At 53.0% G+C, this 24675-nt stretch carries 22 protein-coding genes and 1 pseudogene; 13 read left to right on the forward strand and 10 right to left on the reverse strand.

Going from position 1 to position 24675, the window contains the following annotated elements; genetic code table 11:
- Positions 1-185 precede the first annotated feature (185 nt).
- Positions 186-1121 (forward strand): sugar-binding transcriptional regulator, encoded by a 936-nt coding sequence (locus RAHAQ2_RS00875; protein ID WP_014333447.1) that lies wholly within the window; start codon positions 186-188, stop codon positions 1119-1121.
- Between the two features lie 94 nt (positions 1122-1215).
- Here RAHAQ2_RS00875 and RAHAQ2_RS00880 read toward each other — a convergent pair whose 3' ends face one another.
- The gene (locus tag RAHAQ2_RS00880; protein ID WP_014333448.1) at positions 1216-2046 is read right to left on the reverse strand and encodes an alpha/beta fold hydrolase; all 831 of its coding nucleotides are present in this window, start codon (positions 2044-2046) and stop codon (positions 1216-1218) included.
- 327 nt (positions 2047-2373) lie between these two features.
- Between RAHAQ2_RS00880 and RAHAQ2_RS00885 the strand changes: the two genes are divergently transcribed.
- The 3 genes from RAHAQ2_RS00885 (at position 2374) to RAHAQ2_RS00895 (ending at position 5080) form a co-directional block, all read left to right on the forward strand.
- Entirely contained in the window at positions 2374-3015 is a 642-nt protein-coding gene (locus RAHAQ2_RS00885; RefSeq protein WP_014333449.1) for a hydrolase, read from the forward strand.
- A 62-nt stretch (positions 3016-3077) separates the two neighbouring features.
- Positions 3078-3497, forward strand: coding sequence for a DoxX family protein (locus tag RAHAQ2_RS00890; protein WP_014333450.1), 420 nt, complete (start codon positions 3078-3080; stop codon positions 3495-3497).
- Complete coding sequence (locus RAHAQ2_RS00895; RefSeq protein WP_014333451.1) at positions 3494-5080, forward strand: MFS transporter; 1587 nt, start codon at positions 3494-3496, stop codon at positions 5078-5080. The genes RAHAQ2_RS00890 and RAHAQ2_RS00895 overlap by 4 nt, the downstream gene beginning before the upstream one ends.
- Before the next feature lie 39 nt (positions 5081-5119).
- On the opposite strand, the gene RAHAQ2_RS00900 is transcribed toward RAHAQ2_RS00895, so the two are convergent.
- Positions 5120-6028 carry a LysR family transcriptional regulator gene (locus RAHAQ2_RS00900; protein WP_014333452.1) on the reverse strand — a complete coding sequence of 303 codons (909 nt, stop codon included), beginning with the start codon at positions 6026-6028 and terminating at the stop codon, positions 5120-5122.
- A gap of 139 nt (positions 6029-6167) precedes the next feature.
- On the opposite strand from RAHAQ2_RS00900, the gene RAHAQ2_RS00905 reads away from it, so the two are divergent.
- Together RAHAQ2_RS00905 and cho are read left to right on the forward strand one after the other, a co-directional pair.
- A complete protein-coding gene (locus RAHAQ2_RS00905) occupies positions 6168-6476 on the forward strand; it encodes a putative antibiotic biosynthesis monooxygenase (protein WP_014333453.1) in 309 nt (102 codons plus the stop codon).
- A 121-nt stretch (positions 6477-6597) separates the two neighbouring features.
- Positions 6598-7449 (forward strand): excinuclease Cho, encoded by an 852-nt coding sequence (gene cho / locus RAHAQ2_RS00910; RefSeq protein WP_014333454.1) that lies wholly within the window; start codon positions 6598-6600, stop codon positions 7447-7449.
- A gap of 11 nt (positions 7450-7460) precedes the next feature.
- Here the strand turns inward: cho and RAHAQ2_RS00915 are convergent, their stop codons facing one another.
- The 3 genes from RAHAQ2_RS00915 to RAHAQ2_RS00925 all read right to left on the reverse strand — a co-directional run bounded on the left by RAHAQ2_RS00915 (position 7461) and on the right by RAHAQ2_RS00925 (position 10637).
- Positions 7461-8108, reverse strand: a complete 648-nt coding sequence (locus RAHAQ2_RS00915; protein WP_014333455.1) for a hypothetical protein — start codon at positions 8106-8108, stop codon at positions 7461-7463.
- A gap of 169 nt (positions 8109-8277) precedes the next feature.
- Positions 8278-9630, reverse strand: a complete 1353-nt coding sequence (gorA, locus tag RAHAQ2_RS00920) for a glutathione-disulfide reductase (protein WP_014333456.1) — start codon at positions 9628-9630, stop codon at positions 8278-8280.
- A gap of 164 nt (positions 9631-9794) precedes the next feature.
- Complete coding sequence (locus tag RAHAQ2_RS00925; protein WP_013573521.1) at positions 9795-10637, reverse strand: 23S rRNA (adenine(2030)-N(6))-methyltransferase RlmJ; 843 nt, start codon at positions 10635-10637, stop codon at positions 9795-9797.
- Positions 10638-10818: 181 nt separating this feature from the next.
- On the opposite strand from RAHAQ2_RS00925, the gene prlC reads away from it, so the two are divergent.
- Together prlC and rsmJ are read left to right on the forward strand one after the other, a co-directional pair.
- Positions 10819-12879, forward strand: coding sequence for an oligopeptidase A (gene prlC, locus RAHAQ2_RS00930; protein WP_014333457.1), 2061 nt, complete (start codon positions 10819-10821; stop codon positions 12877-12879).
- A gap of 9 nt (positions 12880-12888) precedes the next feature.
- Complete coding sequence (rsmJ, locus tag RAHAQ2_RS00935) at positions 12889-13635, forward strand: 16S rRNA (guanine(1516)-N(2))-methyltransferase RsmJ (protein WP_014333458.1); 747 nt, start codon at positions 12889-12891, stop codon at positions 13633-13635.
- Between the two features lie 78 nt (positions 13636-13713).
- Here rsmJ and RAHAQ2_RS00940 read toward each other — a convergent pair whose 3' ends face one another.
- Positions 13714-14076 (reverse strand): hypothetical protein, encoded by a 363-nt coding sequence (locus tag RAHAQ2_RS00940; RefSeq protein WP_014333459.1) that lies wholly within the window; start codon positions 14074-14076, stop codon positions 13714-13716.
- 279 nt (positions 14077-14355) lie between these two features.
- Positions 14356-14796, reverse strand: a complete 441-nt coding sequence (gene uspA, locus RAHAQ2_RS00945) for a universal stress protein UspA (protein ID WP_014333460.1) — start codon at positions 14794-14796, stop codon at positions 14356-14358.
- Between the two features lie 337 nt (positions 14797-15133).
- On the opposite strand from uspA, the gene uspB reads away from it, so the two are divergent.
- Complete coding sequence (uspB, locus tag RAHAQ2_RS00950; protein WP_013573525.1) at positions 15134-15469, forward strand: universal stress protein UspB; 336 nt, start codon at positions 15134-15136, stop codon at positions 15467-15469.
- A 214-nt stretch (positions 15470-15683) separates the two neighbouring features.
- Here uspB and pitA read toward each other — a convergent pair whose 3' ends face one another.
- Positions 15684-17189, reverse strand: a complete 1506-nt coding sequence (gene pitA / locus RAHAQ2_RS00955) for an inorganic phosphate transporter PitA (protein ID WP_014333461.1) — start codon at positions 17187-17189, stop codon at positions 15684-15686.
- 311 nt (positions 17190-17500) lie between these two features.
- Here pitA and RAHAQ2_RS00960 point away from each other — a divergent pair, with 311 nt between their 5' ends.
- The 3 genes and pseudogenes from RAHAQ2_RS00960 (at position 17501) to RAHAQ2_RS00970 (ending at position 20851) form a co-directional block, all read left to right on the forward strand.
- On the forward strand, positions 17501-18724 hold the full coding sequence (locus tag RAHAQ2_RS00960; protein WP_014333462.1) for a BaiN/RdsA family NAD(P)/FAD-dependent oxidoreductase: 1224 nt from the start codon (positions 17501-17503) through the stop codon (positions 18722-18724).
- 388 nt (positions 18725-19112) lie between these two features.
- Positions 19113-19331, forward strand: a pseudogene (locus tag RAHAQ2_RS00965) (type VI secretion system tube protein Hcp); the annotation flags it as partial.
- Between the two features lie 308 nt (positions 19332-19639).
- Complete coding sequence (locus tag RAHAQ2_RS00970; protein WP_014333464.1) at positions 19640-20851, forward strand: serine hydrolase domain-containing protein; 1212 nt, start codon at positions 19640-19642, stop codon at positions 20849-20851.
- A 1-nt stretch (position 20852) separates the two neighbouring features.
- Here the strand turns inward: RAHAQ2_RS00970 and olsF are convergent, their stop codons facing one another.
- Positions 20853-22559: a bifunctional ornithine lipid synthase OlsF gene (gene olsF / locus RAHAQ2_RS00975; RefSeq protein WP_014333465.1), complete on the reverse strand. Its 1707-nt coding sequence runs from the start codon at positions 22557-22559 to the stop codon at positions 20853-20855.
- A 198-nt stretch (positions 22560-22757) separates the two neighbouring features.
- Here olsF and RAHAQ2_RS00980 point away from each other — a divergent pair, with 198 nt between their 5' ends.
- Positions 22758-23984, forward strand: a complete 1227-nt coding sequence (locus RAHAQ2_RS00980) for an MFS transporter (RefSeq protein ID WP_014333466.1) — start codon at positions 22758-22760, stop codon at positions 23982-23984.
- Here RAHAQ2_RS00980 and RAHAQ2_RS00985 read toward each other — a convergent pair.
- Positions 23981-24490 carry a GNAT family N-acetyltransferase gene (locus RAHAQ2_RS00985; protein ID WP_014333467.1) on the reverse strand — a complete coding sequence of 170 codons (510 nt, stop codon included), beginning with the start codon at positions 24488-24490 and terminating at the stop codon, positions 23981-23983. The two genes, RAHAQ2_RS00980 and RAHAQ2_RS00985, sit on opposite strands and share 4 nt — an antisense overlap.
- Between the last annotated feature and the right edge of the window lie 185 nt (positions 24491-24675).

Genomic DNA, 24675 nt, shown 5'->3' on the forward strand with positions numbered 1-24675 from the left:
ACACTGGACGTTCTGTGTTTACCCCCTGAACAAACGGGGCGGAAAATCGCGTAACATGCCGTATTACAAGGGTTGAAGCCCGATCCGGCACATTGCATTTTTACAGGTGTTGCGCAATAATCCCTCAATCGACAATTTGAGTGTAATTCATTACTGAAAGGAATTTCAAGCTGAAAGAGCCAATTTTGCAAGATATTGCAGCGACGCGTGCCATGATGCATCTGGTGGCGAAGCTGCATTACGAGTCTGATATGTCTCAGGTGGAGATTGCACGCAAGCTGGATGTGTCGACGGCAACCATCTCCCGGTTGCTGAATAAAGCCCGCGCGGCGGGGATTGTGCGCATCGAAGTGGTGGGATTATCGTCACCGGAAGACATGACGGCAGACCTGATAAAACGTCTCGGTCTTAAACATGCGTATGTTGTGGATGCACCGCCGGGCAATGTGCTCGGCGCGCTGGCGACGCCGCTGGCCTCTCTTTTACAGGAAGCCGGTTTAGGGGCGGGATCGGTGCTCGGTATTGGCTGGGGAAGAGCGGTGCGCGAAGTCACGCTGGCCGGTATGCCTCGTCTGCCGGGGATCATGACTGTGGCGCTCAACGGCGGTATGCAACAATCTGCGCCGCATTTTCAGATAACCGAGTTCGTGCGCCGTGCGGCGGAACAGATGGAAGGCACGCCGTATTTCCTTCACGCCCCTTATCTTTCGTCGGCGGAATTGCGTGATGCGTTTCTCTCGGACCCGAGTGTGCAGGAAATCATTTCACTGTGGGACAGGCTCGATGCGGCTATTGTTGGCGTGGGCCTGACGCATACCCCGAAACCGAGCGAATCCACCACCGCGACGCCCGGCGAGCAGGCGCTGAGCGATGCCGCAGGCGATGTGCTGCGCCATTACTTCACGGGAACCGGCGAGTTATTGCACTGGGAAGGTGAGGAGCGGATGATTGCGGCCTCGGTTGAACAGTTGCGCAAAACGCCGCTGACTATCGGCGTGGCGGCAACGCCGGAAAAAGCGGCAGGGATTATCGGTGCCGTGCGTTCAGGGATGATCAATTCATTAGTGACGGACGTGAATACCGCACAGGCGATTCTGGATAAACTGCCGGTAGTAGTCTGACGGCGGATTTCTTAAACGAAGCGCTTAAAGCATGCTCAAAAGAAAAAGGCATTCCTTTGCGGGAATGCCTTTTCGTTTCTGCGGCTGACGTTATTTACGCGTGAGCAATACCGGTGAGGAATGCCAGCAAATCGTCGTTCAGCTGATCCTGATGGGTCACGGCAAAACCGTGCGGTGCGCCTTCATAGATTTTCAGTTCTGCGTTTTTAATCATTTCTGCCGCCAGTTTACCGGTGGCTTCGAACGGCACGATCTGATCCGCGCTGCCGTGAATAACCAGCGTCGGCACGGTAATTTTTGCCATATCCGGGCGGAAATCTGTTTCAGAGAAGGCCGTGACACAATCGACGGTGCCTTTCAGCGACGCCATCAGCGCAATGTTCAGCGTCTGTGTCATCACGCCGTCGGAAACGGTCATCCCCTGATGGGTGCCGTAGAACGGTGTCGCAAAATCGCTGATGAACTGCGCACGGTCTTTCAGTAAACCGGCCCGGATGCCGTCAAATACTGATTTATCCACGCCCTGCGGATGATCATCCGTTTTAATAAACAGCGGTGTGACCGCACCCAGCAGGACCAGGCTGGTGACGCGTTCTGAACCGTAACGGCTGATGTAGCGGGTGACGTCGCCGCCGCCCATCGAGAAGCCGACCAGCGTAACGTCATGCAGGTCGAGATGCTCAATCAGATCGTTGATGTCAGAGGCGAAAGTGTCGTAGTTGTAACCTTCCCAAGGCTGTTCTGAACGGCCAAAACCACGACGGTCAAAAGCGATAACGCGGTAGCCGCGATCGGCCAGGAAATTCATCTGGCTGTCCCACATATCGGCATCCAGCGGCCAGCCGTGGCTGAATAACACCGGCTTACCTTTGCCCCAGTCTTTATAATAAATTTGAGTGCCGTCTTGGGTATTGAATGTGCTCATTTTTATATTTCCTCAGCGATTATTTGCAGGTTTTAAACAGGGTGTGTGTTGTGTTGCAAACAACATTAGGCATGGCTGGGAAATATTGATAATGGGTTATTTTTGACAAGTCGTTAAAAGATTTTGTTGTTGCTATCAGACTGAAAGTAATGGGGATTTACGATGGTATAGAGAGGGAAGTGCCTGTCAAAAAAATCTGAACAAGTTGCCAAATTCTTTCCGCTATCCGCTTTTGATGTCCTGACCTATTGTTAATTCCAGCAGCACAACAACACAACGTGAAATACAAACACACAACCCAACAATGCACTCTGAGAGGAAATGAAAATGTCTAAATTCGATCTGCTGGACCCACAGAACTCCACCCTGATTTTCATCGACCATCAGCCACAAATGTCATTCGGCGTTGCGAATATCGATCGCCAGCAGCTTAAAAATAATACGGTCGCTCTCGCTAAAGCGGGCAAAGTTTTTAACGTGCCGGTGATTTACACCTCGGTCGAAACGGAAAGCTTCAGCGGCTATATCTGGCCGGAGTTACTGGCGGTGCATCCGGATGTGAAACCGATTGAGCGTACCTCAATGAACTCCTGGGAAGACGCAGCATTCGTGAAAGCGGTTGAAGCCACAGGCCGTAAAAAACTGATTATCTCTGCCCTGTGGACAGAAGTGTGTCTGACTTTCCCGGCACTGATGGCGCTGAAAGAAGGGTATGAAGTGTATGTGGTGACTGACACTTCCGGCGGCACCAGCGTGGACGCACATGAACGTTCCATTGACCGTATGGTGCAGGCCGGTGCGGTGCCGGTGACCTGGCAGCAAGTTCTGCTCGAATACCAGCGCGACTGGTCACGCAAAGAGACTTACGACGATGTGATGAGTCTGGTTCGCGAGCACAGCGGTGCGTACGGTATGGGCGTCGATTATGCCTACACCATGGTGCACAAAGCCCCGCAGCGTAAAGCGTAACCTTCTTCATTTATCCATCAAGCCGGAACCGTGCTCAGGCAGGTTCCGGCAGGAGAGAAATCATGCATCATGCCCCTGTTTCCCGTCTGTCGGCTCCTGTTGTCCCTTTCGCGGTGATCCGCTGGTTCGCCCTGCTGGCCCTGTGCGCCGCGTATTTGCAGGGCGGTATCGTCAAGCTGTTCGATTTTCCCGGCGCGATTGCCGAGATGCAGCATTTTGGTTTGTCACCCGCCGCGCCGATGGCCGCAGCCGTGATTGTGCTGGAACTGGGCGCGTCCGCACTGATTCTTTCCGGACGCTTTCGCTGGGCAGGTGCGCTGGCACTGGCGCTGTTCACTTTCAGCGCCAATTTTATGGCGAATGCCTTCTGGCAGGTGTCGGGACAGGAACGCGCCATGATGATGAACGGTTTCTTCGAGCACATCGGGCTGGTCGGCGCTTTTATCTATGTCGCCTGGGATGACATTAAGGGGCGGGTATGAGCCAGAATAATGTTACGAACGGCGGCGCTTTTTCGCCGCTGAAACAGGGATTATTTGCCACGATTTGGGTAGCCACCATTCTCGGTAACACCGGCAGTTTTATGCGTGATGTGGCCAGCTCGTGGTTAGTCACCGGGCTGTCATCAAACCCTGCGGCGGTCGCGCTGATGCAAACCGCAGCAACGTTGCCGATTTTTTTGCTGGCGATACCCGCCGGCGTGTTGTCCGATATTCTTGACCGTCGCCGCCTGCTGATTTTTGTTCAGTTGTTGCTGGCGAGCGTCAGCGCAACCTTGCTTCTGTTGTCGCACAATAATTTGCTGACCGTGGAATATCTGGTCGCGCTGACCTTTATCGGCGGTATCGGTGCCGCGCTGATGGGCCCCGCCTGGCAGGCGATTGTGCCGGAACTGGTGCCCCGTTCTGATTTACGAAATGCCGTCGCGCTGAACTCGCTGGGAATTAACATTGCCCGCGCAGTCGGGCCTGCGGGAGGCGGCTTATTGCTGGCCAGTCTCGGTGCCGGTGCGGCTTATGGCGCGGATGTCATGAGCTATGTTTTTGTGATTGGTGCTTTGCTGTGGTGGAAGCGTCCGGTCAAAGCCAAAAATGAGTTATCAGAGCACTTTCTTGGTGCGTTCCGTGCCGGGCTGCGATATGTCAAAGCCAGCCAGGAACTTCACCGTGTGCTGTTGCGTGCGGCGATTTACTTCGCTTTCGCCAGCGCCATCTGGGCGATGTTGCCGCTGATTGCCCGCAATATGCTGCATGGCACCGCCGGATTTTACGGCATCCTGCTCGGCGCGGTGGGCGTTGGCGCGATTTTCGGTGCGCTGCTGCTGCCCCGTTTACGCCAGAAACTGAGTGCTGACGGGCTGGTGCTGCTTTCTGCCTTACTGTCCGCCGCCGTGATGTTGCTGCTGGCAACGTCTCCGGCAAAATGGCTGGCCGTGGTACTGATGGTGATATTAGGGATTGGCTGGATTATCGCGCTGACGTCCATGAACGGCGTGGCGCAGGCGGTGCTGCCCGACTGGGTGCGCGGTCGCGGTCTGGCGGTATATCTGATGGTGTTTAACGGCGCGATGGCGGCGGGCAGCCTGTTCTGGGGGTTAATCGCCCGGGAAATCGGTCTGGTCGGGGCGCTATTACTCGCCGGCAGCGGCCTGGTTATCGCCGCGCTGGTATGCTGGCGGCTGAAACTGCCCGCAGGCGAGGCGGATTTGCAGCCTGCCGGTCACTGGGATAATCCGGTCGTCGAAGGGGATGTGCAGGGCGATCGCGGTCCGGTGATGATCCAGATTGAATATAGGATTGCACAGGAAGATCGTCCGGCATTTCTGACTGAAATCCGCAAACTTTCGCTGGCACGCCGTCGTGACGGGGCTTATGCGTGGGGGATCACTGAACACAGCGATGACCCGTCGCGTCTGGTGGAATGGTTCCTGGTGGAATCCTGGCATGAGCATTTGCGTCAGCATCAGCGTGTGTCGCACGCCGATGCCGATTTACAAAGCGACGTGACGCGTTATCACCGTGGCGAAAATAAACCTCAGGTGCATCATTATCTTTCGGTGCGTTAATCGCCGTAAAAAGCCGCATGATGCGGCTTTTTACATGTTTCATTTGTGACTGTACACCGCCGCAATCCCGTCGAAATCCTGTAAGTTTTCGCGCCACCACATGGCGGCATTGCCGGTGTCATTTTCGTTCCAGGCCATAAAAGCCTGATCGCGGCGGGTTTCGGTATCGAGACGACGCTCAACCAGCGCACCGCTGGCGAGATGTGGCGCGGCCAGATAACGTGGCAGATAGCCGCAACCCAGCCCGGCAATTTGTGCGTGAACTTTGGCGTTAAAATCATGAACGCTGAGCATTTTCTGTTCATCAAGCACGCGTAAATCAGCCCCTGTGCCATGGCGGGACGTGTCGTGAACCACCACCGCGCGATACTGACGGATTTGCTCACGCACCAGCGGTTCCGGCAGTGAAGCGAGCGGGTGATGCGGCGCGACGGCAAACACATATTCCAGCCAGCCGATCGGGCGGTATTCAATACCGCTGCGCGTCACCGGTTCCTGGACGGCCCCAAATACGATGTCAGCTTCGCCATAACTCAGCGCTTCCCAGCAACCGGCCAGTACGTCGTGGCGGAACAATAACTGTGTGTGCTGATGTTCTGCGTAAAAACGGTCAATCAGCGGCGCAAGTAGCGCGAACGGGACGGAAGCATCGACACTGATGGTCAGTTTGCTTTCCCAGCCGCTTTCGACGTACTGCGCCTGTTGTTCCAGTTCGCTGACGGCACGCAGCAGCACACGGCCTTTTTCCAGCATCAGACGCCCTGTTGGTGTGAATGTCGCGCGGTGGCCTGAGCGGTCCAGGAGTTTGATGTTCAGGTCACTTTCCATTTTCTGCACGGTATAACTCAGTGCAGAAGCGGTTTTAAACAGTCTGGCGGCCGCTGCGGCAAACGTGCCGTGTCTGTCCAGCGCATCCAGGATCAGCAGCGCTTCAAGGCTTAATCGCATTATTTTCCCCACCCCAAAAATTGTTTAACAACAACCCAAAATATTTCCGTTATCAATGATCGTGTTGATTTCGTATCGTGTATGAATATAACGCAACATTCAGTTAACCAGAACAACGGTTAATCAGAAGGAACATCCTGTGACTTATCCGCATCAACCTGACCACATTACTCTGGTGATCACCCACGGCGTACAGCGGGATAAGCTGACGGAATATGAACACTGGCTGGAGAAACTGATGGCCGATGCGGCAGGGTTTGCCGGTTACCAAAGTGTTAAAATACTGCGGCCGGTTCATGGTGAAACCATTTACACCGTCCTCGTTCGCTTCGATAACATTGATAATCTGTATCAATGGATACAATCCGGGCAGCGCGAAAGCCGGGAAAAGGCGTTAGCCAGCTTACTGAGCGGACAGGAATATATTGAGCTGCGTACGCAGGCGTAAGTCCTGACATTCAACATTTACACAAGGTTTGTTCCACAAAGGTTGAAGGCTGTATAAATCATCAGTATCATTCGGCTGTTTTTTATACGGTATTTTTTTAGAGAAAAGCAGGTCAGCTATTTTGTGGAATCCCGAAAAAGAGCTTTTTACCGGGCTCTATCAGTACCCTGAACATCTTCGTCATACTTTAGAAAATTTACCTAACGGCAGCGGCGTCTATATTTTTTACGGCGACGATAATGCCTTTCCGCTGTATATCGGTAAAAGCGTGAATATCCGCAGCCGCGTGATGTCGCATTTCCGTAATCCTGCCGAAGCCAAACTTCTGCATATGACCCGCGATATTGAATTTATTGAAACGATTGGGGAAGTCGGCGCTTTATTGCTGGAATCGGATCTGATCAAAACCCGGCGGCCGCTGTTTAATAAGCGCCTGCGCACCGCCCGCAAGCTGTGTTCTGTCCGGCTACAGGGGCTGACAGCCAGCATTGTATTCAGTGATGACGTGGATTTTTCCCACAGTGAAGACCTGTTTGGGCTGTTTAAAACCCGGATGTCGGCGGTCGAAAAAATCCGTGAGATAGCCGATCAGGAAAAACTGTGTTACGGCGCGCTGGGGCTGGAGAAACTGGCAAAAAACCGCGCGTGTTTCCGCTTTTCACTGGGCAAATGCGCCGGTGTCTGTTGTGGTAAAGAATCGCCGGAGGCCCATCAGGCGCGTCTGCGGGATGCGCTCAGTACCCTGAAAATTCGCAGCTGGCCGTATCCGGGGCGCATTGCCATCGCCGAAGAAGCCAACGGGCTGACCGATTATCACGTCATTAATCACTGGTTCTATCTGGGCACGGTGAATACGCTGGAAGCCGCCAAAGCCTTTGATACCGCCGTGCCGCATTTTGACCGCGACAGTTATAAAATCCTCTGTAAGCCGTTATTCGAGGCCGACAGCCCCAAAGTGATTTTGCTGGACTGACATCACTACGATTACAAGGGACTGTTTTCTGTGATTTCTTCAATTTCCCAGACAGGCTTATCCTGCGCGATAATCCGGTAAGTGGTTGTCGTTCCCCAGCTACCCTCAGTAACAAATGAACCCAGCGTAATAAACTGCGTTAAATTCCCGGCCTTATCTTTAAATACCCGCATTCCGCTGATCCTATAACCCTCAGCGTTTTTGGCTGAAACTAACCGGTTATCACCGTCAGGTTTTAAATCATCATCTTTCTGGCTGATGGTTTTGCCCTGATATTGCGTTTTCACTTTCGCGACTTCTTCATCACTGATCGCAATGGCCGCAGTGGCCGGGAAATGATCAACCACATCTTTCAGGGTGGGCGTTTTCGGCGCCGGGGTGATTTCAGTCAGCCTGTGATCGAGGGCATAGTGGGTCAGATAACAGTCAATCAGTGAGTCTCTGGCTGCGGTCATAAATCTGTCCGGCATATCAGGATAACCGGCAACGGTTTCGCCGGAGCGCCGCAGGGCAATAAATTCCTCACAGGTGGTGACGCGTGCGGAATTAGTATCACCCAAGGTCAGCAGAATGGATTCTGAATCTTCCTGTAACGGTGTGCTGTAAGCATTCCCGGTAAGACCTGCCAGCAACAAACCCGCAATTATTTTACGTTTCATAGGTTCTCTTTTGAGTAAAAAAGAAGTGGCGAAAAGTACAGTTTACGTTGCGGATCTAAACACACTTTCCGGCGGTGTAAATAGCGCTATAAAAAAAGGCCGGGGATCATAAGATCCTCAGCCTTTTGTTTGCCGGAGATAACACTTTTCCGGCAAGAGCGTGACGCTATCAGCGCATGGTCACAAACTCTTCCGCACCGGTCGGGTGGATGGCGACAGTGTTGTCGAAGTCTTTCTTGGTTGCGCCCATTTTCAGGGCGACCGCAAAGCCTTGCAACATTTCGTCCATGCCATAACCGATACCGTGGATGCCGACGATTTTCTCTTCCTTACCGACGCACACCAGTTTCATGCGGCACGGCTGGCGGTGCTGCGTGACGGCGGTGTACATGGCGGTGAAGGCCGATTTGTAGACTTTCACGTTATCTTCGCCGAACTGCTCTTTCGCCTGCGGTTCGGTCAGGCCGACCGTGCCGATTGGCGGATGGCTAAATACCACGGTGGCGATGTTGCTGTAATCCAGATGTTCGTCAGGCTTGTTGTTGAACAGGCGCTCAGAAAGACGACGGCCCGCCGCCACGGCAACCGGGGTCAGTTCAACCGCACCGGTGTTATCGCCTACTGCGTAAATGCCCTCTACGCTGGTGTTCTGGAACTTATCGACGACGATGTAACCTTTTTCGTTGGTTTTCACGCCGGTGGCTTTCAGGTTGAAGTTGTCCGTTTCCGGTTCGCGGCCAATCGCCCAGACCAGGCTGTCGACTTCAAATTCCTGACCGTTTTCCAGTTTCAGCGTCAGGCTGCCGTCGGCATTTTTCACCACTTCTTTCGGAATGGATTCTTTATGCAGTACCGGGCCTTCGGTTTCCATCACTTCTACCAGCGTCTCGACGATCAGCGGATCGAAAGTCCGCAGCGGCGCGTGTTTGCGCACAAACAGATGCGTTTCAGCACCCAGCGCGTTCATCACACCGGCGATTTCCACCGCAATGTACCCTGCGCCGACAACCGCAACGCGTTTCGGCATTTCTGTCAGATCAAAGAAACCGTCTGAGTCGATACCGTATTCTGCACCCGGAATATCCGGATGGCTCGGGCGTCCGCCGGTGGCGATCAGGATGTGATCCGCAGTGATCTTCTCACCGTTCACTTCCACGGTGTGATCGTCAACGAAACGGGCGAAGCCTTTGATCACATCAACGTTATTTTTTCCCAGCACGTTATCGTACGAGGTATGGATACGGTCGATGTAAGCGGTACGGTTGGCGACCAGCGTTTTCCAGTTGAAGCTGTTCACGGTGGTATCAAAGCCGTAATCCGGGCCGTAGTTGCGGATCGCTTCAGCGATTTGCGCGGCATGCCACATCACTTTTTTCGGAACACAACCCACGTTGACGCATGTGCCGCCCAGCTCTTTAGCTTCGATCAGCGCACATTTTTTCCCATACATGGCTGCACGGTTGATTGATGCGATACCGCCGCTGCCGCCGCCAATTGCCAGATAGTCATAATGTTTGGTCATCGTTTTATCCGTAAGTTGTGAAAATGGAGACACTGATACAGCGTCATTAATCTCAAAATTTGCCTAAGAGTTTAACGTGTTGTAGAAAAGATTGGATCAATGATTGCAATAGGTTTGATAGCTGAGACCTTAGAAAAAGGTCTCAGCGAAGGGAAATTCTTTACTTACTCAGGCACAACCCAGTTAACCGTGGTGTGGCCGGTACCGGAAGGCACCAGTACTTTCAGCAGCCACGGCAGCACGTTGTTCATCTGCTGTTCGAGTTTCCACGGCGGGTTAATCACAATCATGCCGGAAGCGGTCATGCCTCGCTGATCGCTGTCCGGGCGTACACCCAGTTCGATTTGCAGAATACGGCGGATGCCGGTGGCTTCGAGATCACGCAGCATTTTTTTGATTTGCTGGCGCATCACCACCGGATACCACAACGCGTAAGTGCCGGTAGCAAAACGTTTGTAGCCTTCCTGAATGCCTTTGACCACGTCCTGATAATCGGTTTTCATTTCATACGGCGGGTCCATCAGGATCAGCCCGCGGCGTGAAGGCGGTGGCAACTGGGCTTTCAACTGCTGATAACCGTCAGCGCGGGCCACGCGGGTGCGGTCATCTTTCTGGAATTCACTGCGCAACAGCGGAAAATCGCTCGGGTGCAGTTCGGTCAGATGCAGTTTGTCGTCTTCGCGCAGCAACTGCCGGGCAATCAGCGGCGAACCCGGGTAATAACGCAGGTTCTCATTGCGGTTGAAGTGATTGACGACAGACATGTAGGCCGCCAGTTCTTCAGGAATATCATCACGCTGCCAGATGCGCGCGATGCCTTCCAGATATTCGCCGGTGCGTTCGGCGTGTTCGCCGCTCAGCTGATAGCGCCCGGCACCCGCGTGGGTGTCGAGATAAAGGAAGGGTTTTTCTTTTTCTTTCAGAGATTCAATGATCAGGCTCTGAACGGTGTGTTTCAGTACGTCGGCATGGTTGCCGGCGTGAAAACTGTGGCGGTAACTCAACATGTGCGGCTTCTCCTGCGGCTTCGCGGCATTATCCATTAAAGACTATCCCGCCGCCAGCCATTGATTTCACCGTAACTTGACCGCATGTTAGAAGTTACGTCATCTTTAAGACGACCCGAATTCACGGCGTGGTGCGCCACAGGCGCATCAGCCCCAAACGCTATTACGAAGGACTGGCCCTATGACTGAACAGCAAAACGCGTCGAATCCGCTCTTAACACCGTTCTCCCTGCCACCTTTCTCTGCGATCAAGCCTGAACATATTGTCCCTGCGATGAAATCCGCCATTGAAGAAAGTCGTCAGACGATTGAACGTGTTGTCGCACAGGGCGCGCCTTATACCTGGGAAAATCTGTGTCAGCCGCTGGCCGAAAGCGACGATCGCCTGAGCCGCATCTGGTCGCCGGTCGGGCATCTCAATGCCGTAAAAAACAGCCCGGAATTGCGTGAAGCTTACGAGCAGTGTCTGCCTATTCTGTCTGAATTCAGCACCTGGACCGGTCAGCACGCCGGTTTGTATCAGGCGTACCGCGATTTAAAAGACAGCGAACATTTCAGCACGCTGTCCGTGGCACAGAAAAAAGCCATTGATAACGCGCTGCGTGATTTCGAACTGTCCGGCATTGGTTTGCCGATGGAAAAACAAAAGCGTTATGGCGAAATCTCTGCACGCCTGTCCGAACTGGGCTCGACCTACAGCAACAACGTGCTCGATGCCACCATGGGCTGGAGCAAATTAATCACTGACGTGAATGACCTGAAAGGTCTGCCGGAAAGCGCACTGGCCGCCGCGAAAGCGCTGGCAGAATCGAAAGAGCAGGAAGGCTGGCTGTTAACGCTGGATATCCCGAGCTATCTGCCGGTGATCACCTACGGCGAAAACCGTGAACTGCGCGAAGAAATGTACCGCGCATTTGCCACCCGTGCCTCCGATCAGGGGCCGAATGCCGGTAAGTGGGACAACAGTGAGGTCATGGCCGAAGAACTGGCGCTGCGTCACGAACTGGCTCAGCTGTTAGGTTTTGATTCGTTTGCCGATATGTCTCTCGCCACCAAAATGGCCGAAAGCCCGAAACAGGTGATCGATTTCCTGAGCGGTCTGGCAACGCGAGCGCGTCCGCAGGGCGAGCAGGAACTGGCGCAACTGCGTGCTTTTGCCAAAGAACATTTCGGCGTGGACGAAATGGAAGCCTGGGATTTACCGTTCTACGGTGAAAAACAGAAACAGCATCTGTTCTCCATTAATGACGAACAGTTACGCCCTTATTTCCCTGAGCAGCGCGCGCTGGAAGGGTTATTCGAAGTGGTGAAACGCATCTACGGCATCACTGCTAAAGAACGCAAAGATGTGGAAACCTGGCACAAAGACGTGCGTTTCTTCGATCTGTTCGATGAAACCGGCGATCTGCGCGGCAGCTTCTATCTTGACCTGTATGCCCGCGAAAATAAACGCGGTGGCGCATGGATGAACGACTGCGTCGGCAGCATGCGTAAAGCCGACGGCGAACTGCAAAAACCGGTCGCGTATCTGACCTGTAACTTTAACGGTCCGGTGGGCAACAAACCGGCGCTGTTTACACACAACGAAGTCACGACGCTGTTCCATGAATTCGGTCACGGGCTGCATCATATGCTGACCCGTATCGACACGCCGGGCGTTGCCGGGATTGCCGGTGTGCCGTGGGATGCCGTCGAACTGCCAAGCCAGTTTATGGAAAACTGGTGCTGGGAGCCGGACGCACTGGCGTTTATCTCCGGTCATTTTGAAACCGGCGAGCCGTTGCCGAAAGAAATGCTGGATAAAATGCTGGCGGCAAAAAACTATCAGGCGGCGCTGTTTATCCTGCGCCAGCTGGAGTTCGGTCTGTTCGATTTCCGTATGCATGCGGAGTACGACCCGGCAAAAGGCGCGCAAATCCTGCAAACGCTGGCTGAAATCAAGAAACAGGTTGCCGTCGTGCCGTCACCTTCATGGGGACGTTTCCCGCATGCCTTCAGTCATATCTTTGCGGGCGGTTATGCGGCGGGTTACTACAGCTATCTGTGGGCGGAAGTGTTGTCTGCCGACGCCTATTCGCGCTTCGAAGAGGAAGGGATTTTCAACCGCGAAACCGGTCAGTCGTTCCTGGATAACATTCTGTCGCGTGGCGGTTCCGAAGAGCCGATGGAGCTGTTTAAACGCTTCCGCGGGCGTGAGCCGCAGCTGGATGCTATGCTGCGCCACTACGGAATCAAAGGATAACCTCTGCCTGTGAGTGTGTGTTTACTGTGTGAAGAAGGCGCCGATGAAGGCGCCTTATCTGTTCTGGCGCAGCGCTGGAATCTGACGTCTGACCCGGATGCCGTCATGGCGCTGGTGCTGACGCCTGAACGTCTGGAATTACGCAAACGTGACGAGCCCAAACTCGGCGCGATTTATGTCGATTTTGTGGGCGGCACGATGGCGCATCGTCGCAAATTCGGCGGCGGACGCGGTGAAGCGGTGGCCAAAGCGGTGGGTATCAAGGGCCGTTATCTGCCGGATGTTGTCGACGCCACCGCAGGACTGGGTCGTGATGCGTTTGTGCTGGCGTCCCTGGGCTGCAAGGTGCGGATGCTGGAGCGCAATCCGGTGGTCGCGGCGCTGCTCGATGACGGGCTGGCGCGCGGTTATCGCGATGCAGAAATCGGCCCGTGGCTGCGTGAGCGAATGACGCTGCTGCACGTCTCAAGCCTGACGGCGCTGGCTGAGCTTTCGCCAAAACCGGAAGTGGTGTATCTCGACCCGATGTATCCGCACAAACAGAAAAGTGCGCTGGTGAAGAAAGAGATGCGGGTATTTCAGGGACTGGTCGGCCCGGATGAAGATGCTGACGGTTTGCTGGAACCGGCACGCCGTTTAGCGACAAAACGTATTGTCGTGAAACGTCCGGACTACGCGCCGCCGATGGCTGATATCGCCGCCCAGGCCGCAGTGGTGACCAAGAGCCACCGGTTTGATATCTATACGCCGTTATAGACAGCCGCTGTTGTAAAAATCACAACGAGATGAAACAGAAACCAGAACGCACTGCACATACGTTCTGGTTTCTAATTTTCATGCCTGATTACGCAAATCTTCAATAAACTCAGTGACTGGCACGGTTTTTTCGCGATCACGCTGTGCTTCGTCGATCTTGTTTAGCTGGTCAATCAGGATCTTTTTCATTTCCGCTTCTGCAAAACGCGTAAGCAAATCCCTGACCATTGGCTGGTAGCCAATCTGATGATGTGCCGCGATAGTTTTCAGGTTACTGAGCAGCGATTTTTGCAGCCTGATAGAGATCGCCTGAAGTTCCATCATGTCATCGAACTCAGCCGCAAGAGAGGGGGAGATTGCCTCTGCGTGTTCTTCGGATGCACCCAGATCGCGGTTATCCCACATGTCTGCATTATCCTGAGCGTCGTGGCGGGTTGTCATAATGTCTTCCTCTAAATTATGGGTGTTACTGCCGGTGAAAACTGGATTTTCATAATACATCCTGTATGAAAAGCTTCGTCCGTATATACCCATTGTTTTTATTTATTATTCATAATAAACAAATGGATGTGAATTATATCTGAATATAAAAACATACTGTATATACAGGTTGCGCGCTTGCTCACAGATTAACCAGTTTTTTGCGGCTAAAAGACAAAAAAATGCCCGCCGGTTTTCACCTGCGGGCATTTTATCTCAGCGACAACGCAATAATACGTCTTACGCTTCTTCTTCCTCATCACGCAAAGGCACGATCAGCATGTCGATATGAACGGTGTTAATCAGCTGGCGAGCCGAGGACATCAGCTTGCTCCAGAAATCCTGATGATGGCCGCACAGCACTAAGTCCACGCCATATTTGTTGATGGCATCGACCAGCACCTGCGCCAAATCGCCGCTGCCGCTCAGGGTTTCTGAAATCGGATAGCCGGCATTTTGCGACAGTTCGTTCAACGCGTGATGTGTTTCTTCGGAAATACGTTTCTGCATGTCACCCAGATTAACGTCGATCAGGCCAGTATAGAGGTCTGAATAGTTCACATCGACGTGGATCAGGGACACTTTGGCGTTATACGGACGCGCCATGGAAACGGCTTTCTCGACCAGAACTTTACTCTCCGGCGACAGATCCACAGCAATAAGTATGTGTTTGTAAGCCATAAGAAAACTCCTTCCATAAGTCGGTTAATAGCAATATCAGCATCATGCAAATGTCATGACTTCAGTATAGCGCCAAAAGGGTTAAATAAATCAAGCATACAGATCCCATTTCCGTTTCCGGCTATGTATAGATATAAATAATATGAACAGTTCCGGATTCGTTTCCTACACTCAATAATGCAGGCGTCTCCTGTTTTGGCAATCTTCTGTGATATGACGAGAGGGCGGGCGAACGTAGCCCGGGGGTGTGAAATTGCGGAAAGGCAGGGCGAAACGCCGGGTGTGTGCCAGCATGACAGGCGCATTGCGCGGTGTCAGTTCGCCTTGAGGGGGAATCATGATCAGTCCCGTTGCGCTGTTTTGGGCTTTATGTTTTGTGTGTGTCGTGAATATGCTGCGCTATTACTCTTCTTTGCGCGCATTGCTGGTGGTTCTGCGGGGGTGTGATCCGCTGCTGTATCAGTACGTCGATGGCGGAGGGTTTTTTACGTCTCACGGTCAGCCCAGCAAGCAAATAAGGTTGGTACGCTATATTTATGCTCAGCGCTACGTTGAACATCACGATCCTGAGTTTATCCGCCGTTGTGAACGGGTTCGCGGTCAGTTTATCCTGACCACAGCACTGGTCGGCTTAATATTAATCAGTATGTTAGCCATGCTTATCTGGTATTAGCATACCCTTCGTACTTGAAGCTGCAGCGGCGTTAGCGGCTCTCGTTCACCCGAATCACTGACCTGTGTCAGCTCATCGGGATTCTCTCGCTTGCTGCCTTGCTGCAACTCCAGTTACTTTGGTTATGAATTAGGGAGGATGTGTGAAAAAGGAAACAAAAAAGGCGACCTGCTGAGCAAGGTCGCCTTTTTATTGCATGCCGGTCAGACAATCATCAGATAAGCTTCAGTGCAATCCAGTACAGGACACCGGAAAGCACAATCGACACAGGCAGGGTTAAGATCCATGCCATGGCGATGTTTTTCACGGTTTTCGACTGCACACCGCCGCCATCCACAATCATGGTACCTGCCACCGCAGAAGACAGTACGTGCGTGGTGGAAACCGGCATGCCGGTGTAACTGGCCACGCCGATGGACACCGCCGCCGTGAGCTGTGCGGACAGACCCTGTGCGTAGGTCATGCCTTTCTTACCAATCTTCTCACCGATGGTGGTCGCAACACGTTTCCAGCCAATCATGGTCCCCAGTGCCAGAGCCAGTGCCACCGCGATAATGATCCAGATTGGCGCATATTCGACGGTTTGCAGAATGTCTGTTTTCAGTTTGCCGAGGAAGCGTTTGTCTGCGGCGGAGGTTTCCGGCAGTTTCGCCACTTTATCCGCAGTATCAGAAACACACATCAGCAGGCGGCGCATATGGCTGCGTTCATCCGGTGCCAGATCGTTATACGATTGCAGATTGGTCAGCAGGGTTTGCGCACGGCCAATAGCGTCAAGTGCGTGGCTGCTGTCGCAGTGGAACACTTTTGGCTCGTCGGTTGGCGCGATATTGACATCCGGCGCAGGCACCAGAGGGGTCAGCGCAACGACATGCGGTACGGCATCAGCATGTTGCTGATAATACTGTCCGAGGTGGGTCACGGCGTCGCGGGTCCGGGTAATGTCGTAACCGGTCGCGCTCATGTTCAGCACGAAACCCGCCGGAGCCACACCAATCAGAACCAGCATGATCAGGCCAATGCCTTTCTGACCATCGTTAGCGCCGTGAGAGAAACTCACACCGATAGCCGACAGGATCAGGCCGATACGTGTCCAGAATGGCGGCTTTTTCTTACCGTCTTTCTTCTCACGTTCAGCAGGGGTCAGGTGGATACGCGCATGTTTCTTGTTGCCACTCCAGTAACGACGCAGCAGGAAAATCATGGTGCCTGCCATCATCATCCCGACCAGCGGGGAGACGATCAGTGAGGCAAAAATACCGATCATTTTAGGGATGTTTAACGCTTCGACCACCGAGGTGTGAGTCATTAATGCGTTGGTCAGCCCTACGCCAATGATGGCGCCGATCAATGTATGAGAACTGGACGCCGGCAGGCCGAAATACCAGGTACCGAGGTTCCAGATGATCGCCGCCAGTAACATAGAGAACACCATGGCAAGACCATGAGCAGACCCTACGTTGAGCAGCAAATCGGTTGGCAGTAAATGGACGATGGCATAAGCCACACTCAAACCACCGAGCAGGACACCCAGGAAGTTAAATACTCCAGCCATCACGACCGCTAATTGCGAACGCATTGCCCGGGTATAGATGACGGTTGCCACTGCGTTGGCCGTATCATGGAAGCCGTTAATGGCTTCATAGAACAGAACAAACAGTAACGCGAGAATCAATAACGAACCGGTATGAATATCCAATCCGGCAAATAGATGCAGCATAATTGTTACGCCAGTTAGTGGTCATGAACGCCGCGCATTATCTGCGAGAACAGGGGGAGGGGAAAAGGAAAATATGACATTTTTTTGACTAAAAACAGTTCAATATTCGCTCTGGATTTAATTAAGTTTTTATTTATCAAAAGGTTATCCCTCCTTTGATGATTGAAACATTTACTTACGACGTTCAGGAAACAATCTGTCTGGCTGGTTTAACAGGCCTCAGTCCCTTACAATCCGCGGCTCAAAGCCCCGGTAAGCAGGGCAAACCTTATCTAAAACGTAGTTGAATTTCCGCAAAAGAGAGGCCAAAAGTGGAACAGGTTGATGTGGTGGTCATTGGTGCAGGTGCGGCAGGCATGTTCTGCGCGGCGCAGGCCGGACAAGGTGGCTGCCGGGTTCTGCTGCTGGATAACGGCAAAAAAACCGGACGCAAAATTTTGATGTCAGGCGGCGGACGCTGCAATTTCACCAACCTTTATGCTGAACCCGCTGCCTATCTTTCCGAAAACCCGCATTTTTGTAAATCCGCGCTGGCGCGTTACACCCAGTGGGATTTCATCGATATGGTCAACCGTTACGGCATCGCCTGGCACGAGAAAACCCTCGGGCAGTTGTTCTGCGACGACTCGGCACAGCAAATCGTCAGCATGCTCGATAAAGAATGCGAGCAGGGCAATGTCGATGTACGCCTGCGCAGCGAGATTTCCGACGTGCAGAAAACCGAAAATGGCTTTGTCATCCAGGTGAATGGCTCAACTGTAAGCACTCACTCACTTGTTATTGCCAGCGGCGGGCTTTCCATGCCGGGGCTGGGCGCGACACCCTTCGGTTACCGTCTGGCGGAGCAGTTTGGCCTGAAAGTGCTGCCGACCCGCGCCGGTCTGGTGCCATTTACCCTGCACAAACCGCTGCTCGATCATTTGCAGACGCTTTCCGGCGTGTCAGTGCCTGCGGTTCTGACTGCGCAAGACGGCACTGTTTTCCGTGAAAGCATTCTTTTTACCCATCGCGGCCTGTCCGGCCCGGCCGTTTTACAGCTTTCCAGTTACTGGCAACCTGGTGAGTTTGTGAGCGTTAACTTACTTCCTGATGTGGATCTGGCGGCGTTTCTGAATACGCAGCGTCAGGAACACCCGAACCAGAGCCTGAAAAATACACTGGCGATGCAACTGCCGAAACGTCTGGTGGAGTGCCTGCAAACGCTGGGTCAGTTGCCGGACGTCACGCTGAAACAGCTGAATGTGCCGCAGCAGGCGGAACTGGTTGAGCAACTGCAAAACTGGCAGGTTCAGCCCAACGGCACCGAAGGTTACCGCACGGCAGAAGTGACGCTTGGCGGCGTCGATACCAAAGCGTTGTCGTCCAAAACCATGGCTGCCGCCAAAGTGCCGGGCTTGTATTTTATCGGTGAAGTGGTGGATGTCACCGGCTGGCTGGGCGGATACAATTTCCAGTGGGCGTGGAGTTCGGCGTGGGCCTGTGCGCAGGATCTGGTGATGTTTTGGAATAATAAAAATGGTGATCTGAATAAATAGTTGGTGATCTAACTTATGTTTGAACCGGCACTCAAGCCCTTTGTGGATGCTCTGATCGTAAGACGACAACCGGGAATGCCAGCATTTGATAACATACTGGAACGTGTTGAATCAAAATTGAGTGGATCTCATGGGGTTCATTAAAGGCTCACTAGGCGCGTTTGCCGGTTCGATGGCTGTGTGGCTGTCTTTCTATTTCATTTTCCATTTTGAGACATGGACAATGAGGTTAATTTCTATTTTTACTCTCAACGCTTTTGTTTATCTTGTGGCAAAATTTTTAGACAAAAAATTTCCATGTGATTAATACAGTCGCTTAAATTATAAGGATGTAAAATGTCAAATCCAGCATATTTATGGTTAACTGATGAAAATGGATCACCCGTTTAAGATGTACCAGATTTTAGATGCAGGCATCGAATTCGAGTATTTTAATATAATTCTGGAAAATGTAAAAATAACTTCTATTACGCCGAACCTATATCAAGGCGGTCAGACGGGAACGCATTTTGAAACAATCCAAATGCGCTATGAAGTTATTACGTGGAAGTGTTGCGAGGGCAATATTATCTTTAAAGATTCGTGGAATAACCGCTGGGTTGCATAAGCAGGCTAGCGGCTTGTCGCGTTTATCTGTCCAGATGTTCTAATGCCGCCTGTGGGCGTACGGGATAATCATAGCGGTTTGTGAGGTTGGGCAGTCTACGCGTAAAACCCAATAATACGAACACGGCAATTTCTCATTGAAAAGCGCGAAGAAATAACACAGTCTGCGGCCTGCACCGGGCCATCCGGCATGTCTCTTTCTCTGTCACAAGGTCACCTGATGTTTATGCATAATTGTCACCGTGCTATTTATCTTTATAAATCAACAAAATGAAAAGAACTACGGGACGGTTTTCGGGCTTAAGCATCATGCTTCCACTGCTTCTGACATCGTGCGGTACACTTTCCGAAATGCAGGTGGAGGAAAATCCTCACGAAGTGAAGCAGTTTGCCTGTAGCCAAAATCCTGACGACATGGTGGATAGCGTCGCGCAGCGATATCTGCACAAAGAAAAATCCAGCGGCATGGCGGTCGGGATTATCAGAAATAACGGCCCGGCCAGAACCTGGGGTTATGGCTATACCAATGCGGTGAACGGCTACAAGATTGATGGCGAAACGTTGTTTGCGCTCGGTTCGGTCAGTAAAGGTGTGACGGGGGAAGTAGTGGCGGGGCTGGTCGATAAAGGTCAACTAAAGTGGGATGACAAACTGACAGATTTACTACCAAAAAATATCCCGCTGAGCGAAGACGCCAAAAATATCACCCTGCTGCAACTGGCGACGCACACCTCCGGATTGCCCCGACAAAACATGACCAAAAATATGCTGGAAAGTTTTCTCAGGTATTTATATACCGGCGACAACTTCTATCATGAACTGGACAGCGATGCTGTGGTCGGTGACCTGTCGTCCTTTAAAAGGCCCTTATTACATGTGCCGCAATATTCTAATTTAGGGTATGCACTGCTCGGTTATATTCTGAAATTAAAAACCGGTGAAGATATCCAGCAATTATCTTATGCCTTTATCTTTGATTCCTTAAAAATGGGTAACACCAGTTTTCATGCCAGCCAGTTAAAAGCCTATCCGTATCGTGCGATTGGTCATGCGGGGGATCAACCTAAACTTATCCGCCGTGGCGAGGTCGTCCCCGACTGGCATTTCTCGAACAATATGGTGGCGGCGGCCAGCCTTTACAGCAATGCCGACGATTTGCTGAAATATCTGCGGGCACATATTGATGATTCGCAGCCTGGCGATCTCAATGCCGCCATTCAGGTGACGGAAAAAATCTATTTCCAGCGAAAAATAGAAGCAGCGAATATCGCCTGGGTCACGGATTATAAAGATGATCAGGTTATTACTTATCAGGTCGGCTATATCGGCGGCTATTCCAGTTATATTGGCTTCGATAAAAAGCATAAAAATGCGGTAGTGGTTTTACAGAATTCCTTCAACTGGAGCAATTACATGGGTCATGATTTACTGCTGAAAATGGCCATGGCGGATGATTATAAGGGAACCTGCGGGAAAGAGACGCTTTTCTTCTCCCCCGTTAAATGGGGAGAAGCCCGGTGATCTATTCTGCCTGATGCACGGCAATATACCGCTCAAACTTCGCCGGTTTTAGCTGGCTGAGATCCACCAGCACCAGTCCGTCGATGCAGTGATTGAAGTCCGGGTCGCTGCCGAAATCAATAAACTGCACGCCGCCGGTTTCGCAAAGCTCGGAATATTGTTTATACAGCGCCGGAATGCTGCACCCCAGATTCGCCAGCAGGCGTTTCAGGCGCTGCAAATCTTCCTGATAATCATCGCCGCAAAACTGGGCCAACACGTCGGGCAGCGAAGCCGGATACGGGCGTCGTGACGTCGCCAGCGGTAATGCCGGGGAGAAATACAGGCGGTAGAACGCCACCAGCAAATCACGGGCGGGCAGCGGCATTCCGCCGGAAATCGATACCGGTCCGAACAGATAGCGTGTCTGCGGATATTTCGCCAGATACGCGCCGATACCGAGCCACAGATAATCCAGCCCGCGTTTGCCCCAGTAGGCGGGCTGAATAAAGCTGCGCCCGAGTTCGATGCCCTGCGCCAGAATCGGGTCCATCTGATGGCCGTATTGAAACAGGCTCTGGCTGTAGATCCCGTTCAGCCCTTTGCTGGCGACTTGTTCTGCGGTCGGGATGAACCGGTAAGCGCCGACGATTTCCAGCGCCTGCGGATCCCATAAAACCAGGTGATAATAATCGTCATCGTAGCCGTCGAGATCACGGCGGCGTCCGCTGCCTTCGCCCACGGCGCGGAAGGCGATTTCGCGCAAACGCCCCAGCTCGCGCAAAATTGGTACAGTGTCTTCGCCGTGGCGGCGGTACAGGTAAATCATTTTGCCATCCGGCGTTTTGCCCAACACTTCGCTGGCCTCCAGCGCGTGCTTCAGTACCGCACGGTTTTCCGCCCGGGCAATGGACGTTTCGGTATGAAACAGTCCCGGCTTGCCCGCGCCGAGGCGGTAAAGATGTTTACGAAAACGCGCCGCCAGATCGCCCGCCTGCATTTGTCCGTCGTGCCAGCTGGTATACGGAATGCGCGCACCGATTTTAAGCGTCAGGCTGTTGCCGCGCTGGCCGAACATTTCATGTACCAGTAAAAGCGTACTGAGCGGGCGGTAAATCATGGAACTGAGATAAAACAGCACGCTGTTGCTGCCGCTGATATGCACCGGCACCACCGGCGCACGGGCTTTGGCGGCGAGACGGATAAAACCGGTGTGCCATTTTCCGTCGCGCACGCCTTTTGAACTCATGCGCGAGACTTCGCCCGCCGGAAACACAATCAGCACGCCCTGATTTTCCAGATGTTCCTGCATCTGGGTGACCTGATTACGCCGCGTGCGGTTGCCCATATTATCCACCGGGATCATCAGGCTGCCGAGCGAGGACACCAGCGACAGCAACTGATTCGCCACCACTTTGACATCCGGACGCACCGATGCCACCGCATGCAATATCGCCAGCCCGTCCAGTGTGCCAATCGGATGATTCGCCACGATAACCACCGGGCCGTAGCTCGGGATCTGCTCCCGGTCGCGCTCGGTCAGTTCACAGCGGATATTAAAATGCTCAAGCACCTGCTCGGCCATATCAATGCCTTTCAGGTGCGGATACTGATCGGCAAAACGATGAAATTCTTTTTCGCGGAACAGGATTTTTAACAGACGGCGTTGCCAGGAAGGGGTTTTCTGCTGCGGGTCGAGATCCTGAAACAGGGTATCCATGCTGAACATAGGATGTCCTCCGGTTGAAGTCTCACGACCATAATCAGCGCGCATGACAGTGATGTGTCACTTTAATGGCAGTACGGGGAAGACTGAGTAAAACAGCGGTTCAATTTGTTGCGAAAGGAAGCCATTACTAATAAAGTCAAAGACTCATTTACGGCTTCGTAACACGCCTGAACCTTCTTTCGTGAGACGCTGATTTCCATGCCTGAACCTGCTGCGCCCGATCTGGCCTCTGCCAGTCCCTCAAAGACCACGCTGCGTATTCTCTCCATTCTGGTGTTCAATTTTGCCAACTATCTGACCATCGGCCTGCCGCTGGCGATCCTGCCGGGTTATGTCCATGAGCATCTTGGCTACAGCGCTTTCTGGGCGGGACTGGTGATCAGCCTGCAATATTTCGCGACGCTGATGAGCCGGCCCTATGCCGGGCGCTATGCGGATAAAGTCGGACCAAAAAAGGTCGTGATGTTCGGGTTGAGCGGCTGTCTGCTCAGCGGCGTATTTTATCTGCTGGCGCTGGGATTTGACGCCGCACCGGCGCTCAGCCTGGCATGGTTATGTCTCGGGCGCGTGATGCTCGGTGTCGGGCAAAGTTTTGCCGGAACCGGGTCGACGCTGTGGGGCATCAGTGTGGTCGGTTCCCTGCATATCGGCAAAGTGATTTCATGGAGCGGGGTCGTGACGTACGGCGCGATGGCGATTGGCGCGCCGCTCGGCGTACTGATTTTCAGTGTTGGCGGCCTGACATTGCTGTCGGTGTGCATCATTCTGGTGGCGCTGACGTCGCTCCTCACCGCGTGGCGCAAGCCGCCGGTGGTCACAAAATCCCCGGCGCAAATCCCGTTCCGCCAGGTGCTGGGGAAAATATTGCCTTACGGCATGATGCTGGCGCTGGCCTCCACCGGGTTTGGTGTGATTGCCACCTTCATCACGCTGTTTTACGCCGCGAAAGGCTGGTCGGGCGCGGCATTTTCCCTGACATTTTTCAGCCTGGCGTTTGTCGGCATGCGGCTGTTATTACCTGACAGCATCAGCCGTTTTGGCGGTTTGCGCGTGGCGCTGGCGTGTTTTGTGGTGGAAATTGCCGGGCTGATTATGGTGTTTTTCGCCCCGGCGGCGTGGGCCGCGATGGCCGGTGCTTTCATTACCGGCGTGGGCTTCTCGCTGGTCTATCCGGCGCTGGGCGTGGTGGCGGTGAAAAAATTACCGCAGGAAAATCAGGGCAGTGCGCTGGCAACCTATTCGGCGTTTCTCGATTTATCGCTGGGAATTACCGGCCCGCTGGCCGGTGTGCTGATGGCGCAGGCCGGAATTGATGCGATATATCTGGGTTCGGCACTGCTGGTGCTGATAGCGATGGCGCTGGTCGTCCGGTTGCTGTTACGTCAGCCTTCGTCTGAAACCAGCGCCTCTGTCAGTGCCGATTAAACCGGTTGCCGGACGCCACGTATGCGACCCATATGCAACGTATCCACCAGCTCGCCGTCACGCATTGCGTAGCTCGGGCTGAGGCCTTCAACGCTGAAACCGAACTTTTTGTACAGCCCGATTGCAGCATCATTATCGGCATAAACCGTCAGCTCGACGCGGATCACCTGCAGCCATTTGTCACATAACTCCAGGGCGGCGGCCATCAGCTTGCTGCCGACACCTCTTCCCTGAAATTGCGTAGCCACCCCAATGCCGAAAGTGGCCACATGGCGGCGTCGCCACGGCTGTTCAACCATCAGGGTGAGATTGCCCACCAGTTTGCCGTCGATACAGGCTACCAGCGCGAACCGGCCCGGCGAGGCGTTCGCAAGCCTGTCTTCCCATAGCGTGGCAGGTGGATAAGGGAGTTGTAGCGTGTCGCTGTAAACAGGAACCTGAGCGTATAGGTGTTGAAGCGCCTCTGCATCTGCGGCTTCAGCGTGACGAATGACTATTTCGCTCATGGCGACACTCCTCTTATTGTGGTTACCGTTTGAATATCCACCAGATTTATCAGGATTAAGAAAAGTGTCAATCGAATGTTGGTTGAAAAATAATGCTTTACAAGTGCGAATGATAATGATTATTATTGCCATGCGTTCCGGGGATGGCCTCACACCAAGGTCAAACGGGTCCCCATGAATGCACG

The organism is Rahnella aquatilis CIP 78.65 = ATCC 33071, from assembly GCF_000241955.1.
Classification (GTDB): domain Bacteria; phylum Pseudomonadota; class Gammaproteobacteria; order Enterobacterales; family Enterobacteriaceae; genus Rahnella; species Rahnella aquatilis.